This is a genomic window from Paeniroseomonas aquatica (genome assembly GCF_030409335.1).
Classification (GTDB): domain Bacteria; phylum Pseudomonadota; class Alphaproteobacteria; order Acetobacterales; family Acetobacteraceae; genus Belnapia; species Belnapia aquatica.
Map to the genome: position 1 here is coordinate 28,892 of NZ_JAUFPN010000170.1, position 14,935 is coordinate 43,826.

Consider the following 14,935-nt stretch of genomic DNA (forward strand, 5'->3'; position numbering starts at 1 on the left):
ATGGAAGGGGGTGAGGGCCGGGGCGCATTTCCGTGGCCGCGGGGATGGCCTAGGCTCGGCCGGTGAACATCCTCTCGATCCAGTCCTGGGTGGCCTATGGCCATGTCGGCAATGCCAGCGCCGTCTTTCCCCTGCAGCGCCTCGGCGCCGAGGTCTGGGCGGTCAATACCGTCCAGTTCTCCAACCACCTGGGCTATGGCGGCTTCCGCGGCCAGGTCTTCCCGGCGGCGCTGATCCGCGACTGCGTGCTGGGCATCGAGGAGCGCGGCGTGCTGCCCGGCTGCGATGCGGTGCTGTCGGGGTATATCGGCGACGCCGAGACCGGCGCGGCGGTGCTGGAGGCGGTGGCGCGGGTCAAGGCGGCCAATCCCCGGGCCCTCTATTGCTGCGACCCGGTCATCGGCGACAACGGCCGAGTCTATGTCCGCCCCGGCATCGCCGAGCTCATGCGCGACGAGGCCCTGCCGCTGGCCGATCTGGCGACACCCAACCAGTTCGAGCTGGAATGGCTGGCCGGTGCCCCCATCGGCACCCTGGCCGAGGCCAAGGCGGCGGTCACCGCCCTGCAGGCCCGCGGGCCGCGCTGCGTGCTGGTGACCAGCCTGCGGACCGCCGAGACGCCCCCCGATGCGATGGACCTGCTGGCCGGGGAGGGCGGCCGCTTCTGGCGGCTGCGCACGCCGCGCCTGCCGCAATCCTTCAACGGCGCCGGCGATGCGATCGCCGCGCTCTTTCTGTTCCATCGGCTGGGCGGCGACGCCCCGCGCGCCATGGCGGCGGCGGCCTCCTCGATCCATGGCCTGCTGCGGCGGACCATGGCGGCGGGCTCGCGCGAGTTGCTGACCGTGGCGGCGCAGGATGAATTCGTCAGCCCGACCACGCGCTTCGCGGCCGAGCCGGCCTAGCCCGGGCGGAAGCCCTCGATCACCCGCAACAGCTCCGGGCGGAGCGCTTCCCACTCCACGCCGGGCGCGGAGCCGATGATCAGGTAGCTGCGCCGGGGCGCGAAGAGGCAGACGGCGTGGACCATCACCGGGACACGGCTGCCGATGCCCATGGCCGGGGCCTCGATCGCCCGGCCGGGCAGGCCGGCCAGCTGCACCACCGCCTCGGCCGGCAGCGAGCCGAAGCGGAAGGGGCGGAAATGCCGCAGGCTGGCGGCGAGGTGCCCGGGCCGGTCGGCCGGGGCCACCGGCCGCTGCACCCGGGCCAGCACCATGCCGGTCTCTGCCGCCTCCGGCCTGGCCTCCCGGTCGCGCAGCACCGTCCAGCCGAGCGCCCGGTTGGACAGGCGCAGCCGGTCACCCTCCGGGAAGGCGAAGGGCAGGGCCGCCCCGAGCAGCAGCTTGCGTCGCGTCCAGCCGACCATGCCCCGAGCCTAGCCGCAGGGCCCGCCGGCGGCCAGCCTGACGCCGCCGGGCCCTGCAACCTGTGCAACGGATTGCGTGACGGATGCGCAACTCATTGCCCTTGTCGCGTTGTTGCTGTCGGAGGTGAGCCATGACCAACCCGGACGACCGCGACGCCGGCTTCTACTGGATCAGTATCGATGGCCAGGAGGTCGAGGTCGCGCAGTGGCAGACGGAATGGGGCCGGTGGCTGGTGACGGGAAGCTCCCTGCCGCTGTCGGATGCGATCTCGGCCCATGTCGTGGTGCTGAGCGACCTGTTGCCGCCGCCCTTGGTGCCCGCCCTTCGCCCGGAGACGGTGGCGTAGCCATCGCCCTGGACGGGCGATCCACCTCCCGGCGCATGTCCCCTGGCGCAACTCCCGGCCGCGCCGCCGCCGGTTGAGCGAAGCGCCGCCGCATGGTCATCATGCGGCATAGCCCGGGAGCCCCCTGTCATGTCGTCCCCCATTCTTGCCGCGGCCCTCGCCGCCGGTCTCGCCATGGTCATCGCCCCGGCGGCCAGGGCCCAGGCACCTGGGCCTGCCCAGGGCCAGGCGCAGGGCCAGGCTCAGGCCCCCGGCCCGACCCTGGCGGCGGTGAAGGGGCGGGACCTGTTGATCTGCGGCACCTCCACCGGTGCCGCCGGCTTCTCCCTGCCGGACAGCCGGGGCGAGTACCGGGGCATCGACAACGATCTCTGCCGGGCCGTCGCCGGGGCAACGCTGGGCGATCCGACCAAGATCCGCTGGGTGCCGCTGACCACCACGGCGCGGCTGACCGCGCTGCAATCCGGCCAGATCGACGTGCTGATCCGCACCGTCACCTGGACCCAGGGGCGTGACACGGCCAATGGGCTGAACTTCACCGCGGTGAGTTTCTTCGACGGTCAGGGCTTCCTGCTGCGCGCGTCGCTCGGGCTGAAATCCGCCAGCGAGCTGGTCGGCGCCTCCATCTGCGTGGTCGCCGGCAGCACCAACGAGCTGAACCTCTCGGATTGGGCGCGGACCAACAACATCCGCTACAACCCGGTGGTCTTCGAGCAGAACGACGAGGCCCGGCGCAGCTACCTGGCCGGACGGTGCGATGCATATTCGACCGATGCCAGCCAGCTCGCGGGGCTGCGCGCCTCCTTCCCCAATCCGGCCGAGCACGTGATCCTGCCGGAGATCATCAGCAAGGAGCCGCATGCGCCGGTGGTTCGGCACGGCGACGACCAGTGGTTCGACATCATCCGCTGGACCTTCTTCGCCCTGCTGACGGCGGAGGAGCTGGGCATCACCCAGGCCAATGTGGACAGCTTCCTGGGCAGCCAGAACCCGGAGATCCGCCGGCTGCTGGGGCTTTCCGGCGACCATGGGCCGCTGATGGGCCTCGACCGGCGCTGGGCCTATTGGGCGATCAAGGCGGCGGGGAATTACGGCGAAATCTTTGAGCGCAACCTCGGCATGGGCAGCCCGATCAAGCTGCCGCGGGGGCTGAACGACCTCTGGAGCCGCGGCGGGCTGATGTACGCGCCGCCGATCCGGTAAGCTGCCGGTAAATCGAGAGGAACGCCGATGTCCAAGCTGCCGTTGGGTTGCGCGATCGCCAGCCTGATCGCCTTCGCCGCCCCCGCCGCCATGGCCCAGCCTGCCGGCCCCGGTCCGCGGGATGTCCCGGCCCGTAGCCTGCCGGTGCCGAGCGCGCCCAGCCCGCAGGTGCAGCGGCTGATCGCCGCGCCGCTGCGCCAGGGCTGGAACACCCCGCCGACCACGCCGGAAGGCTGGCGCGCCCTGGCCGAGGCCGGCGCCGCGGCGACCCGGGCCGGCCTGCCCGGTTTGCGGGAGCGGCTGAAGGTGGATGTCGAGGCTGCCGAGATGGGCGGCGTGAAGGTCTTCCGCGTCACCCCGCGCGAGATCCGGCTGGAGAACCGGAACCGCCTGCTGATCCATGTCCATGGCGGCTGCTACGTGCTGAACCCCGGCGAGGCCGGCCTGCCGGAGGCCATCTTCATGGCCGGCTTCGGCGGCTACCGCGTCATATCGGTCGACTATCGCATGCCGCCCGAGGCCTATTTCCCGGCCGCGCTCGACGATGCCATGGCGGTGTGGAAGGCGGCGCTGCAGACCACCGATGCGCGCAACATGGCGATCTTCGGCAGCTCCGCCGGCGGCGCCCTGACGCTCGAGATGGTGCTGCGGGCCAAGGCGGAGGGGCTGCCGCTGCCGGCGGCCATCGCCCCGGGCACGCCCATGTCGGACGTGACCGGCGTCGGCGACAGCTTCCAGACCAATGGGCTGGTCGACAACGTGCTGGTCGCGGTGGATGGCTTCTGCGATGCGGCGACGCGCTTCTATGCCAATGGCCACGACCTGCGCGACCCGCTGCTCTCGCCCATCTATGGCGACCTGTGCGGCTTCCCGCCGACCATCCTCACCACCGGCACCCGCGACCTGCTGCTGAGCAATACCGTGCGCATGCACCGGGCGCTGCGCCAGGCCGGCGTCGAGGCTTCGCTGCAGGTCTTCGAGGGCCAGTCGCACGCGCATTACTACCGCGACGACAGCGCGCCCGAGAGCCGCGAGGCCTTCGGCGAGATCGCCGGCTTCTTCGACCGGCACCTCGGCAAGTGAAGGGGAGGGAAGCATGATGGAATTCCCGCGCCGCGCCCTGCTGGGCGGTGCCGCCGGCCTGGCGCTCGGCGGCACGCCCCTCGGCGCCCAGGCCCTGCGGCACGACCTGCTGATTCGCGGCGGCGAGGTGGTCGATCCCTCGCAGAACCTGCGCGGCCGCCGCGACGTGGCCATCCGCAACGGCCTGGTCGTGGCCGTGGAGCCGGAGATTCCGGCGGAGGCCGCGCTGCAGGTGATCGATGCGACCGGCAAGCTGGTGTTGCCGGGGCTGGTCGACCTGCATGCGCATGTCTATCCGGAGGTTTCGGCTATCGGCCTGCCGGCCGATGAGCTGGTGCCCTGGACCGCCACCACGACCTATGTGAGCGCCGGCGATGCCGGCAGCAGCACCTTCTCGCTGTTCCGCCACGCGGTGCTGGCACGGTCCCGCACCCGGCTGCTGGGCTTCGTCCATATCGCCAATTTCGGCCTCGCCGGCTTCCCCGTCGGCGAGATGCTGAACATCGACCATGCCATGGTCGAGCTGGCGGCGAAGACCGCGGCGGAGAACCGCGACGTCTGCCTCGGCATCAAGGTGCGCATGACCACGGAGGTGGTGGGCAGCAACGGCCTCGAGCCGCTGCGGCGGGCGGTGCAGGCGGCGGCGCTGGCCGGGCCTTGGGCCCGCGTCATGTGCCACATCGGCAATGCGCCCGGCGCCATCGCCGAGGTGCTGGACCTGCTGCGCCCCGGCGATATCCTGACCCATGCCTATTCGGGCGCCGGCAACAACACCGTGCAGAACGGCCGGGTCGTGCCGGCGGCGCTGGAGGCCAAGCGGCGCGGCGTCGTCATCGACGTCGGCCATGGTGGCGGCAGCTTCGACTACACCGTCTTCGAGCCGGCTCGCGACCAGGGCTTCGGCCCCGATACCATCAGCAGCGACATCCATGCCGTCTCCGGCAATACCCCCGGCCTGCCCTTCCTGCCCTGGGTGATGAGCAAGTTCCTGAACAACGGCTATACGCTGGAGCAGGTGGTGGCGATGGCGACGGTGGCGCCGGCGCGGATCATCGACCGGGTGGAGAAGCTCGGCACCCTGCAGGCGGGCGCGCCGGGCGACGTCGCCATCCTCGAGCTGGTGCGGGAGCCGGTCGAATTCGTCGACACCCGCAACAACCGGCGGCGCGGCGAGCAATGGCTGAAGCCGGTGCAGACGGTGAAGGCCGGGCGCCCCTTCGGCCGGCCCTTCCCCTCGCCCTTCGCCTGGCCCTGAGGCATGGCGCTCGACCCGCAGCTCGCCGCCCTGCTGGCGCTCGGCGCCGGGGCACCGCGGACCGAGACCCTGCCGGTGGCCGCCGCCCGCGCCCAGTACGAGGCGCGGATCGCCGCCATGCCGCCCGCCGCGCCCGTTGCCGCGGTGACGGAGCGGATGATGCAGGGGCCGGGCGGTCCGCTGCGGCTGCGGATCTATACCCCGCCGGGGGAGGGGCCCTTCCCGCTGATGGTCTTCTTCCACGGCAGCGGCTTCGTGCTCTGCAGCCTCGATACCCATGACGGCATCTGCCGCAACCTCTGCGCCGGCTCCGGCTGCCTCGTGGTCTCGGTGGATTACCGCCTGGCGCCGGAGCATCCCTTCCCGGCGGCGCCGGAGGATTGCCTGGCGGCGACCCATTGGGCGGTGGCGCAGGCGGCCGGGCTCGGCGCCGATGCGGCGCGGCTGATGCTGGCCGGGGACAGCGCCGGCGGCAACCTCGCCGCGGTGACGGCGCTGCGGCTGCGGGACGAGGGCGGGCCGCGGCCGGTGGGGCAGGCGCTGCTCTATCCGGTCACCGACTGGCATTCGCCAGGCACGCCCTCCTACGCCGAGAATGCGGAAGGCTATGGGCTGACCCGGGCCACCATGGAATGGTTCTGGGGACATTACCTGCCGGATGCCTCCCTTTCGGCGCATCCGCATGTGGCGCCGCTGCGGACGCCGGATCTCGCCGGGCTGCCGCCGGCGCTGGTCCAGTCCGCCGAATACGATCCGCTGCGCGACGAGGCGGAGCTTTACGCCGGGCGGCTTTCGGCCGCCGGCGTGCCGGTGCGCATGACGCGCTGGCCGGGCATGAACCACGGCTTCCTCTTCTGGACGGGCCGCGTCGAGGGCGCGACGGCGGCCATGGCCGAGGCCTGCGCCTGGGTGCGGAGCGTGACCGGCTAAGGCACCGCCACGGGCGGCGCCATCAGCCAGGCCGTCGCCGGGAAGGCGACCGCGGCGATCAGCGTCGAGAACAGCACCACGGCGGAGACCTCGTCCTCCGCCGCCTGGTTGCGCTGGGCCATGACGAAGGCATTGGTCGCCGTCGGCATGGCCGCCAGCAGCACGCCCGACTGCACCCAGAAGGGCTCCAGCCGCAGCACCGTGCCCAGCACGACCCAGACGAGCAGTGGATAGGCGGCCAGCTTCGCCGCCACCGCCCCGCCCGCCGCCGCCAGCAGCCGCTGGTCGATCTTCAGCCGGGCCAGCGTGCCGCCGAGGGCGAACAGCGCCGTCGGCCCCGCCGCCGCGCCGAGGAAGCCGAGGAAGCGCTCGATCGGCCCCGGCAGCGGCACCCCCGCCGCCCCCAGCAGCGCCCCGCCGGCGATGGAGAGCAGCACCGGGTTCAAGGCAACGGACCGCAGCGCCCGCAACCCGTTGCGCAGCCCCGCGCCCGGCACCGCCGGGGCCATCAGCACCGAGCCGAGGGCGAGGACCACCGCGACCTCCGACATGATGGACATGGCGATCGGCCCGGCGCCGCGCTCGCCCAGCAGCGGCAGCAGCAGCGGCGGGCCGAGGTAGCCGACATTGCCCATGGCCGCCGCCGCGCCGATCGCCGCCGCCGGGCCGCGCCGGCGGAAGGGCAGGGCGGCCAGCATGACCGCGCCGAAGACGGTGAGGCAGGCGCCGAGGTAGCCGAAGAAGAAGCCCGCCTCGAAGCTGCGGCCCAGCGGCTGCGCCGCCATCAGCCGCAGCAGCAGTGCCGGCAGGGCAAACAGGAAGGAAAAGGCGCCGACCGCATCGATCATCGCCGGCTGGATCAGGCGGAATCGGGCCGCCGCGAAGCCCACGCCGATGACGGCGAAGATCGGCAGGCAGATGGCGAGGAAGGCGATCACCCGGCGAGCATAGCCGCCCTGCCTTGCCCCGTCCCGCCCGACGCGCTTGGCTGGGCCCTGCAAAGGGAGAACGAGCATGGAATTCGGCATCGCCATGGCGACCGACGCCACTGCCTGGAAGCTGACGGCAAGGGCCGAGGAGCTCGGCTTCCGCACCGCCTGGTTCTACGACACGCAGATGCTGAGCGCCGACTGCTTCGTCGCGATGGGCGCTGCGGCGGTGAAGACCAGCCGCATCCGGCTCGGCACCGGGGTGCTCATCCCCTCGAACCGCATCGCCGCGGTGACGGCCAATGCCTTCGCCACGCTGAACAAGCTGGCGCCGGGGCGGGTGGATATCGGGATCGGCACCGGCTTTACGGGTAGGCGGGCCATGGGCCTCGGCGCCATGAAGCTGAAGGATTTCGAGGAATACATCCGCGTCATGCTTGGCCTGCTGGCCGAGGAGACGGTGGAGACCGAGATCGAGGGCGCCCGGCACAAGATCCGCCTGCTGAACCCCGACCTCGGGCTGATCGATACCCGCACCCCGATGCGCCTGCACCTGGCCGCCGCCGGCCCGCGCGCCCGGGCGCTGACGGCGCGGCTGGGGGCCGGCTGGATCAACTTCTTTTCCGATGTTCCCGCCGCCGTCGCCATGCTCGGCGAGATGCAGCAGGCCTGGACCGCGGCAGGCCAGGCCCGCGCGCTGGAGGCAACCGCCTTCGTCCTCGGCTGCGTGCTGGAGGAGGGCGAGCCCTGCGACAGCCCCCGTGCCATGGCCCAGGCCGGGCCGCGTGCCGCCGTGCTGCTGCATCGGGCCGCGGATGAGGCGTTGTCCGGCCTGCCCAACATCTCCCCGGTGCCGGAGCAGTGCCGGGCGGCGGTCGAAGGCTACGTTGCGCTGGCCCGGAGCTTCGAGCCGAAGGACGCACCCTACCTGAACAACCACCGCGGCCATCTGATGTTCGTCAAGCCGGAGGAGAAGCCCTTCGTCACCGCCGAGATGATCCGCATCAGCAGCTTTACCGCGACCGAGGCCGAGCTGAAACGGCGGGTCGGCGACCTGCGCGACGCCGGCTATACCGAATTCACGGTGCAGATCGTCCCGGGGCAGGAGGCGGCGATCGAGGACTGGGGCCGGATCATGCGGGCATTCCGCTAGCCTCGCGGCGGATGTTCTCCCGCGCCGCCGCCTCCCACCAGGCCGGCACCTGGCCGGACCGGAAGATCGCCGGTTCCGCCAGCAGCCCGGCCAGGAAGACGCGGCGCCCGGCGCGGAACTCGGCCTCCGGCACCTGGGCGTATTCGCGCCGGACCCGGCCGGTATTCTCGCTGAAGCCGGCGGGGTCGCAGGCCAGGCCGGAGAGGTCCAGGTCGCAGAACAGCCGGTCCCGCGCCGCCGCGGCCGCCAGATGGTCGGCGGTCGCCTCGATCATGCCGATGGCCTCGGCCAGCGCCACCGGGTCCAGCGCCAGCGCGGCACCGGTCCGGGCCAGCCGCCGGGCCGATTCCGCCTCGTTCCAGCCCTTGGCCGCCGGGATCTCATAGACCAGGTCGTGGTAGGCCGCGGCCCAGAGGATCGCCCGGTCCCCGGCATCGCCGCCGAGCGCCCGCCAGGTGGCCCAGATGCCGCCGACATGCGCGCCGTCGTGATAATGCCGGGCCGGCCCGGCATAGGCGGCGCGAACCTCCGCGCGCATGGCATCCGGCAGGGCCGCGAGCACGGCATCCCAGCCTTCGGCGGATCGGCGGATCGGTGCCGTCATGCGCGCACCCGCTCAGCCTTCCGCCAGCGCCGCCTCGACCGCGGCCGCGGTGCGGAACAGCGCCGCATCCGCCATGTGCTCGCCGGTCAGCATCAGCCCGACCGGCGCCTCGCCCGGCCGGTGGATCGGCAGGCTGATGCTGCAGCGGTCGAGGAAATTGCCCACCGCGGTATTCCGCAGCAACAGCATGTTGATCCGGTTGTACTCGCCCTCGGCCTCCACCTCGGCGATGGCCGGCGGGACGATCGGGCAGGTGGGGGTGACCACGGCATCGAAGGCTTCGGTCCGCTTCGCCACCGCGGCGCAGAGCCGGGCACGGGCGGCGACCAAGTCGAGGTAATCCGCCGCGCTCATCCGCTCGCCCCGGCGGATGCGGGCCAGGATCCGCGGGTCGTAGCCGCTGGCCCTGGCGCCGATCAGGCCGCGGTGCCAGGCCCAGGCCTCGCTGGCGGCGAAGCCCCCGGTTGCGTTCACGGCCGGCAGCTCGGCCAACTCGGGGATGTCGAAGAGCTCGATCCGGGCGCCGGCCGCCGAGAGGCGGGACAGGGCGCGCTGGAAGGCATTGCTGACGGTGGTATCCATGTCGTCGGTCAGGAAGGTCCGGCGCGGCAGGCCGAGGCGGAGCCCGGCCACCGGCCGGTGCGCGACCGGGTTCGGCCGTTCCTCGCCGGCGATCACCGCATCCAGCAGGGCGCAGCAGGCGACGCTGCGGGCCAGGGGGCCGACGGAATCGAGCGATGGGGCCAGTGGCAGGACCCCGGTGATCGGCACCCGCTTCGCCGTCGGCTTGTAGCCGACCACGCCGCAGAGTGCCGCCGGCACCCGGCAGGACCCGCCGGTATCGGTGCCGAGCCCGCCGAAGCCCATGTGATCGGCGGCGGCGACGGCCGCGCCGGAGGAGGAGCCGCCAGGCAGGCGGCCGGTCGCGCGGTCCCAGGGGCTGCGGGGCGTGCCGTAATGCGGGTTCACGCCCAGGCCGGAGAAGGCGAATTCGACCATGTTGGTCCGGCCGAGGACGACGAAGCCTTGCCGCCGCAGCCGTGCCACCGCCGGCGCATCCTGCGTCGCGGCCGGCGCATCCTTCAGGACGACGGAGCCGGCCGGAGTCGGATGGCCGTGCTCGTCGAACAGGTCCTTGATCGTGAGGGGAATGCCGGCCCAGGGGCTTGGCGCCCGGCCGGCGTGCCGCAGGGCATCCATGGCCCGCGCCTCGGCCCGGGCCGCCTTGGCATGCACGGCCGTGAAGGTCGACCCGCCCTCACCCGCAGGGTCGGCGATGCGGTCGAGCGCGGCATCGACCAAGGCTTCGGCGGAGATGCGGCCGCTGGCCAGGGCGGCGGCGGCGTCGGCGATGTGCTGCATGCGCGGATGCTGGCCAGGAATGGCGGCCAACACAAGATGCGGCGCAGGCTACTCCGGATCGTTGGCCGGTGGAGTCCGCACGATCTCCGCCATGGCGAGCGGGAACATCATGACTCCGAACATCCAGCCCTCCATCAGCTGGAACTCCGCGCCGCCATTGTCATCGCTCATGAATCCATCCTTTCGCGCTGCAACATATAACGCGAAAGCGAGCTTGAGGCCTCAGCACGTCTCAGTGAATTTCGGGCTCGGGCGTCGCCGATCCCGCTTCCAGGAAATCGAAGTCGCAGCCCTCGTCGGCTTGGCGCACATGCTGAAGGTGGAGCGCGGTCCAGCCCCGGGCATAGCGCACCGGCGGGGCCACCCAGGCGGCCCGGCGTGCTTCCATCTCGGCCGGGTCGATCAGCAGGTCGAGGCTGCGGTTCGGCACGTCGAGGCGAATCAGGTCGCCGTTGCGGACCAGGGCCAGCGGCCCGCCGACATGCGATTCGGGCGCCACATGCAGCACGCAGGTGCCGTAGCTGGTGCCGGACATGCGGGCATCCGACAGCCGCACCATGTCCCGCACGCCCTGCTTCAGCAGCTTCTTCGGGATCGGCATCATGCCCCATTCCGGCATGCCAGGCCCGCCCTGCGGCCCCGCCTGGCGCAGCACCAGCACGCTGTCGGCCGTGACCTCCAGCGCCGGATCATCGAGCCGCGCGTTCATGTCGTTGTAGTCCTCGAAGACCACGGCCGGGCCGGTATGCGCCAGCAGCTTCGGGTCGGCGGCGCTGGTCTTGATGACCGCGCCGCGCGGCGCCAGGGTCCCGCGCAGGATGGCGACGCCACCTTCCGCCTGCAGCGGCCGGTCGAGGGGTCGGATGATCTCCTCGTTGTAGATCTCGGCCCCTTCCAGATTCTCGCCGAGCGTCGCGCCGGTGACCGTGCGGGCATTGAGGTCGAGATAGGGCGCCAAGCGCGCCAGGAAGGCGCGTGCCCCGCCGGCGTAGAAGAAGTCCTCCATCAGGAAGGTGTCGCCGTTCGGCCGGAGATTGGCGATCAGCGGCACCCGGCGGCTGATCGCGTCGAAGCGCTCGAGGTCGAGCTGGAAGCCGCCGCGCCGCGCCATGGCAATCAGATGCGGGATGGCATTGGTCGAGCCGCCGAAGGCCATGGTGGCGGTGACGGCATTGTCGATGCTGGCCTGGGTCAGCAGCCGCGCCGGCGTCTCATCCTCCCAGACCATGTCCACGATCCGCCGGCCGCAGGACGTCGCCATGCGCGGATGTGCCGAATCCGCAGCAGGGATCGAGGAGGCGCCGGGCAGGCAGAGGCCCATCGCCTCCACCGCCAGCATCATCGTCGCCGCGGTGCCCGCCGTCATGCAGGTGCCGAAGCTGCGCGCGATACCGGTCTCCATGTCCTTCCACTGCGCCTGGCTGATGTTCCCGGCGCGGAGCTCGGCATGGTACTTCCAGACATCGCTGCCCGAGCCGAGCTTCTTGCCGTGCCAATTGCCCGACAGCATCGGCCCGGCGGGGACGAAGATGCAGGGGAGGCCGGCCGAGAGCGCGCCCATGACGAGCGCCGGCGGCGTCTTGTCGCAGCCGCCGAGAAGCACGAGCCCGTCGCAGGGATGGCTGCGCGCCAACTCCTCCGTCTCCATCGCCAGCAAGTTGCGGTAGAGCATCGAGGAGGGCTTCTGGTACTGTTCCGTCACCGGATGCGCCGGCAGCTCGACCGGGAAGCCGCCCGCCTGCCAGACGCCGCGCTTCACCTCATCCGCGCGGGTGCGGAAATGGGCGTGGCAGACGCTGAGGTCGGACCAGGTATTGATGATGCCGATCACCGGCTTGCCGCGGAAATCCTGCTCGGAGAGCCCGGTCTGCAGCAGGCGGGAGCGGTGGCCGAAGGCGCGGATGTCGTCCACGCCGAACCAGCGGTGGCTGCGCAACTGCTCGGCCGTCTTGCGACGCGGCTGATCTCCCACAGGCTTTCCCTCCGGCGTGACTTCCGGGGCAAAGTGCCACCTGCTATAGCAGATGTCCATGTCCAGTGCCGTCGAACCCTTCGCCGAGACCGAGACCCTGTCGCTCGGCGAGCGCGCCTACCGGCGGCTGCGCGACAGCATCGTGCAGGGCACGCTCTCGGCCGGCAGCCGCATCTCGGAACGCAGCCTGGCGAGCGCGCTCGGCATCTCCGCCCAGCCGGTGCGGGAGGCCTTGCGCCGGCTGGAGCAGGACGGGCTGGTGGTGACCCTGCCGCGGCGCGGCACCATCGTCGCCGAATTCGGCCTGGAGCGGCTGGCCGAACTCGGCCGCATCCGCGCCGCGCTGGAGGGCGTCGCCGCGGCGTTGGCGGCGGAGCGGATGACCGGGGAGGACCTCGCCAGCCTGGGCGAGGTGGTGCGCGGCATGCGGGCGGCGACGGCGGCGGCCGATACCGAGGCCTTGGCCGAGCTGAACGAGCGCTTCCACGCCATCCTGCAGGGTGCGACCGGCAACATGTTCCTGGTGCGCTCGCTGGAAGCGCTGCGGGCCTATGACGACCTCGGCCGGCTGCGGGCCATCGGCAGCGCGCCGAAGGACATGCCGAAGGCGCTGCGCGAGCATGTCAGCATCCTCGCCGCGCTGCGCGCCCGCGACCCGGTGCTGTCCGAGGCGCGGATGCGGGCGCATGTGCTGCGGTCGCTGACTACCAACGGTGTCCTCTCGGCCCCCCGGAAACGCCCCGCATGACCCCCGATGCCCTGGCCGCCGCGCTCTCCGGGGTCTCCGGCATCCTGGTCACGCCCTTCGACGCGGATGACGCCATCGCCCCGGCGCGCCTCGCGCCGGTCGTCGAAGGCTGCGTCGCCGCTGGCATCGATGCGTTGACGGTCAACGGCAATACCAGCGAATTCTACGGCCTCACCTATGCCGAGGCCGAGCGGATGCAGGCCGAGGTGCCCGCCCTGGTCCGTGGCCGCGCCATGGTGACCGCCGGCGTCGGCCGCAGCGTGGCGGAGGCCTGCGCCCTGGCCCGCCGCGCCGCCGCCGACGGCGCCGATGCCGTCATGGTCCACCAGCCGCCGGACCCCTTCGTCGCGCCGCGCGGCGTCGTCGCCTATGTTGCGCGGGTTGCCGAGGCGGCCGGGCTGCCCGTCGTGCTCTACCTCCGCAACGACGGCATCGGCCTGCCGGCGATCGAGGCGCTGACCCGCATTCCCGGCGTCGTCGCGGTGAAATGGGCGATGCCGAATCTCATGGTCCTCGCCCAGGCGATGCGCCGGGCCGCCGCGGGCGTCGGCTTCATCTGTGGCCTGGCGGAGCCCTGGGCGCCGCCGATGACGGCGCTCGGCGCTCGGGGCTTCACCTCCGGCCTGATCAACGTCGCCCCCGAACGCTCGGCCGCCATCCGCGATGCGCTGCGGGCCGGCGACTATGCCGCCGCCAATGCCGCCATCGCCGCGATCGGCGGCTTCGAGGCGCTGCGATCCGAGGAGCAGAACGGCGCCAATGTCGCGGTGGTGAAGGCGGCGCTGATCCTGGCCGGGGTGGAGGTCGGCGCCGCCCGGCCGCCGGCGGCCTGGCCGCTGCCGCCGGGCTCGGCCGCGGCGTTGCGCGACCTCATGGCCGGCTGGGGCAAGCTCGCACGCCAGCATTGACTCCGCGCCGGGGCAGCAGGCATCCTGCTATCTGCTATAGCAGACGACCGGCGGCACAAGATCGTCCGGCGGAGGGGATTTCCATGCAGAGCATCGCCATGTCTCGTCGCCTCATGCTCGGCGCGGCCTTGGCCGCCCCCTGGATCGGCGGCCGCGCCAGCGCCCAGGGCCTGACGCTGCGCGCCGCCGATATCCACCCCGATGGCTATCCGACCATCGAGGGCGTGAAATACATGGGCCGCCTGATCGAGGAGCGGACCGGCGGCCGCATCCGCATCCAGATGTTCCATTCCCGCCAGCTCGGCGACGAGAAGGACAGCCTGGAGCAGACCCGCTTCGGCGTCATCGACATCACCCGCGTGAACACCGCGCCGCTGAACAACCTGGTGCCGGAGACGCTGGTCGCCGGCCTGCCCTTCCTGTTCCGCGACACCGCCCATATGCAGAAGGTGATGGACGGGCCGATCGGCGAGGATATTGGTAAGGCCACCCTGCCGCATGGGTTGGTGACGCTCTGCTACTACGATGCCGGCGCCCGCAGCTTCTACACCCGCGGCAAGCCGGCCCGCACGCCGGACGACCTGAAGGGCATGAAGATCCGCGTCCAGCAATCCGACATGTGGGTGGCGATGATGCGCGCCTTCGGCGCCAATGCGACGCCGCTGCCCTACGGGGAGGTCTATTCGGCGCTACAGACCGGCGTGGTCGACGGCGCCGAGAACAATTTTCCGTCGTTCCTCACCGCCCGGCATTTCGAGGTGGCCAAGCACTACGCCCAGACCGAGCATTCCCTCACGCCCGAGATCGTGGCGATGAGCAAGCGCAGCTTCGACCGCATCGCCAAACCGGACCAGGAGATCATCCGGCAGGCGGCGAAGGAGAGCGTCCCCCACATGCGCGGCCTCTGGGTCAAGATGGAGGAGGATGCGCGCCGCCAGGTCGAGGCCGGCGGCGCGCTGATCGTCGAGGCGGACAAGCCCGCCTTCGCCAGGCTGGTGCGCCCGGTCTACGACCAGTTCGTCCGCGATGCCAAGCTGAAGCAATTAGTCGAACGCATCCGGGAAGGCTGAGC

The 14,935-nt window shown here is 71.8% G+C and carries 16 protein-coding genes; 10 read left to right on the top strand and 6 right to left on the bottom strand.

Annotated features, from left to right (window positions below; genetic code table 11):
• The first annotated feature begins 62 nt into the window (after nt 1–62).
• Entirely contained in the window at nt 63–905 is an 843-nt protein-coding gene (pdxY, locus tag QWZ14_RS18065) for a pyridoxal kinase PdxY (protein ID WP_290318188.1), read from the top strand.
• Here the strand turns inward: pdxY and QWZ14_RS18070 are convergent.
• Nucleotides 902–1,369, bottom strand: coding sequence for a hypothetical protein (locus QWZ14_RS18070; RefSeq protein WP_290318189.1), 468 nt, complete (start codon nt 1,367–1,369; stop codon nt 902–904). The genes pdxY and QWZ14_RS18070 overlap by 4 nt on opposite strands.
• A gap of 131 nt (nt 1,370–1,500) precedes the next feature.
• Here QWZ14_RS18070 and QWZ14_RS18075 point away from each other — a divergent pair, with 131 nt between their 5' ends.
• The 5 genes from QWZ14_RS18075 to QWZ14_RS18095 all read left to right on the top strand — a co-directional run bounded on the left by QWZ14_RS18075 (nt 1,501) and on the right by QWZ14_RS18095 (nt 6,187).
• The gene (locus QWZ14_RS18075; protein WP_290318191.1) at nt 1,501–1,716 is read left to right on the top strand and encodes a hypothetical protein; all 216 of its coding nucleotides are present in this window, start codon (nt 1,501–1,503) and stop codon (nt 1,714–1,716) included.
• 129 nt (nt 1,717–1,845) lie between these two features.
• A complete protein-coding gene (locus QWZ14_RS18080; RefSeq protein WP_290318192.1) occupies nt 1,846–2,919 on the top strand; it encodes an amino acid ABC transporter substrate-binding protein in 1,074 nt (357 codons plus the stop codon).
• 27 nt (nt 2,920–2,946) lie between these two features.
• The gene (locus QWZ14_RS18085; RefSeq protein ID WP_290318193.1) at nt 2,947–4,002 is read left to right on the top strand and encodes an alpha/beta hydrolase; all 1,056 of its coding nucleotides are present in this window, start codon (nt 2,947–2,949) and stop codon (nt 4,000–4,002) included.
• 13 nt (nt 4,003–4,015) lie between these two features.
• Nucleotides 4,016–5,257 (top strand): amidohydrolase/deacetylase family metallohydrolase, encoded by a 1,242-nt coding sequence (locus QWZ14_RS18090; protein WP_290318194.1) that lies wholly within the window; start codon nt 4,016–4,018, stop codon nt 5,255–5,257.
• 3 nt (nt 5,258–5,260) lie between these two features.
• Entirely contained in the window at nt 5,261–6,187 is a 927-nt protein-coding gene (locus tag QWZ14_RS18095; RefSeq protein ID WP_290318195.1) for an alpha/beta hydrolase, read from the top strand.
• On the opposite strand, the gene QWZ14_RS18100 is transcribed toward QWZ14_RS18095, so the two are convergent.
• Nucleotides 6,184–7,203: an AEC family transporter gene (locus QWZ14_RS18100; protein ID WP_290318196.1), complete on the bottom strand. Its 1,020-nt coding sequence runs from the start codon at nt 7,201–7,203 to the stop codon at nt 6,184–6,186. The two genes, QWZ14_RS18095 and QWZ14_RS18100, sit on opposite strands and share 4 nt — an antisense overlap.
• Here QWZ14_RS18100 and QWZ14_RS18105 point away from each other — a divergent pair.
• Nucleotides 7,202–8,269, top strand: a complete 1,068-nt coding sequence (locus QWZ14_RS18105) for an LLM class flavin-dependent oxidoreductase (RefSeq protein ID WP_290318197.1) — start codon at nt 7,202–7,204, stop codon at nt 8,267–8,269. The two genes, QWZ14_RS18100 and QWZ14_RS18105, sit on opposite strands and share 2 nt — an antisense overlap.
• Here QWZ14_RS18105 and QWZ14_RS18110 read toward each other — a convergent pair.
• The 4 genes from QWZ14_RS18110 to araD form a co-directional block, all read right to left on the bottom strand.
• Nucleotides 8,250–8,873 (bottom strand): HD domain-containing protein, encoded by a 624-nt coding sequence (locus QWZ14_RS18110; protein ID WP_290318198.1) that lies wholly within the window; start codon nt 8,871–8,873, stop codon nt 8,250–8,252. The two genes, QWZ14_RS18105 and QWZ14_RS18110, sit on opposite strands and share 20 nt — an antisense overlap.
• A gap of 12 nt (nt 8,874–8,885) precedes the next feature.
• Nucleotides 8,886–10,235: an amidase gene (locus tag QWZ14_RS18115; RefSeq protein WP_290318200.1), complete on the bottom strand. Its 1,350-nt coding sequence runs from the start codon at nt 10,233–10,235 to the stop codon at nt 8,886–8,888.
• Nucleotides 10,236–10,283: 48 nt separating this feature from the next.
• A complete protein-coding gene (locus QWZ14_RS18120) occupies nt 10,284–10,406 on the bottom strand; it encodes a hypothetical protein (RefSeq protein ID WP_290318201.1) in 123 nt (40 codons plus the stop codon).
• Between the two features lie 61 nt (nt 10,407–10,467).
• Nucleotides 10,468–12,267, bottom strand: a complete 1,800-nt coding sequence (gene araD, locus QWZ14_RS18125) for an L-arabinonate dehydratase (protein WP_408903712.1) — start codon at nt 12,265–12,267, stop codon at nt 10,468–10,470.
• On the opposite strand from araD, the gene QWZ14_RS18130 reads away from it, so the two are divergent.
• The 3 genes from QWZ14_RS18130 (at nt 12,266) to QWZ14_RS18140 (ending at nt 14,933) form a co-directional block, all read left to right on the top strand.
• A complete protein-coding gene (locus tag QWZ14_RS18130; protein ID WP_290318203.1) occupies nt 12,266–12,955 on the top strand; it encodes a GntR family transcriptional regulator in 690 nt (229 codons plus the stop codon). The two genes, araD and QWZ14_RS18130, sit on opposite strands and share 2 nt — an antisense overlap.
• Nucleotides 12,952–13,863 (top strand): dihydrodipicolinate synthase family protein, encoded by a 912-nt coding sequence (locus QWZ14_RS18135; protein ID WP_290318204.1) that lies wholly within the window; start codon nt 12,952–12,954, stop codon nt 13,861–13,863. The genes QWZ14_RS18130 and QWZ14_RS18135 overlap by 4 nt, the downstream gene beginning before the upstream one ends.
• A gap of 83 nt (nt 13,864–13,946) precedes the next feature.
• Nucleotides 13,947–14,933 (top strand): TRAP transporter substrate-binding protein, encoded by a 987-nt coding sequence (locus QWZ14_RS18140; RefSeq protein WP_290318205.1) that lies wholly within the window; start codon nt 13,947–13,949, stop codon nt 14,931–14,933.
• Nucleotides 14,934–14,935: the final 2 nt, after the last annotated feature.

Coding starts and splice junctions, on each gene's coding strand:
- QWZ14_RS18135 (WP_290318204.1), top strand. CDS start 12,952: ATGACCCCCGATGCCCTGGCCGCCGCGCTCTCCGGGGTCTCCGGCATC.
- QWZ14_RS18100 (WP_290318196.1), bottom strand. CDS start 7,203: ATGCTCGTTCTCCCTTTGCAGGGCCCAGCCAAGCGCGTCGGGCGGGAC.
- QWZ14_RS18080 (WP_290318192.1), top strand. CDS start 1,846: ATGTCGTCCCCCATTCTTGCCGCGGCCCTCGCCGCCGGTCTCGCCATG.
- QWZ14_RS18110 (WP_290318198.1), bottom strand. CDS start 8,873: ATGACGGCACCGATCCGCCGATCCGCCGAAGGCTGGGATGCCGTGCTC.
- QWZ14_RS18120 (WP_290318201.1), bottom strand. CDS start 10,406: ATGAGCGATGACAATGGCGGCGCGGAGTTCCAGCTGATGGAGGGCTGG.
- QWZ14_RS18105 (WP_290318197.1), top strand. CDS start 7,202: ATGGAATTCGGCATCGCCATGGCGACCGACGCCACTGCCTGGAAGCTG.
- araD (WP_408903712.1), bottom strand. CDS start 12,267: ATGGACATCTGCTATAGCAGGTGGCACTTTGCCCCGGAAGTCACGCCG.
- QWZ14_RS18090 (WP_290318194.1), top strand. CDS start 4,016: ATGATGGAATTCCCGCGCCGCGCCCTGCTGGGCGGTGCCGCCGGCCTG.
- QWZ14_RS18070 (WP_290318189.1), bottom strand. CDS start 1,369: ATGGTCGGCTGGACGCGACGCAAGCTGCTGCTCGGGGCGGCCCTGCCC.
- QWZ14_RS18115 (WP_290318200.1), bottom strand. CDS start 10,235: ATGCAGCACATCGCCGACGCCGCCGCCGCCCTGGCCAGCGGCCGCATC.
- QWZ14_RS18075 (WP_290318191.1), top strand. CDS start 1,501: ATGACCAACCCGGACGACCGCGACGCCGGCTTCTACTGGATCAGTATC.
- QWZ14_RS18085 (WP_290318193.1), top strand. CDS start 2,947: ATGTCCAAGCTGCCGTTGGGTTGCGCGATCGCCAGCCTGATCGCCTTC.
- QWZ14_RS18095 (WP_290318195.1), top strand. CDS start 5,261: ATGGCGCTCGACCCGCAGCTCGCCGCCCTGCTGGCGCTCGGCGCCGGG.
- QWZ14_RS18130 (WP_290318203.1), top strand. CDS start 12,266: ATGTCCAGTGCCGTCGAACCCTTCGCCGAGACCGAGACCCTGTCGCTC.
- QWZ14_RS18140 (WP_290318205.1), top strand. CDS start 13,947: ATGCAGAGCATCGCCATGTCTCGTCGCCTCATGCTCGGCGCGGCCTTG.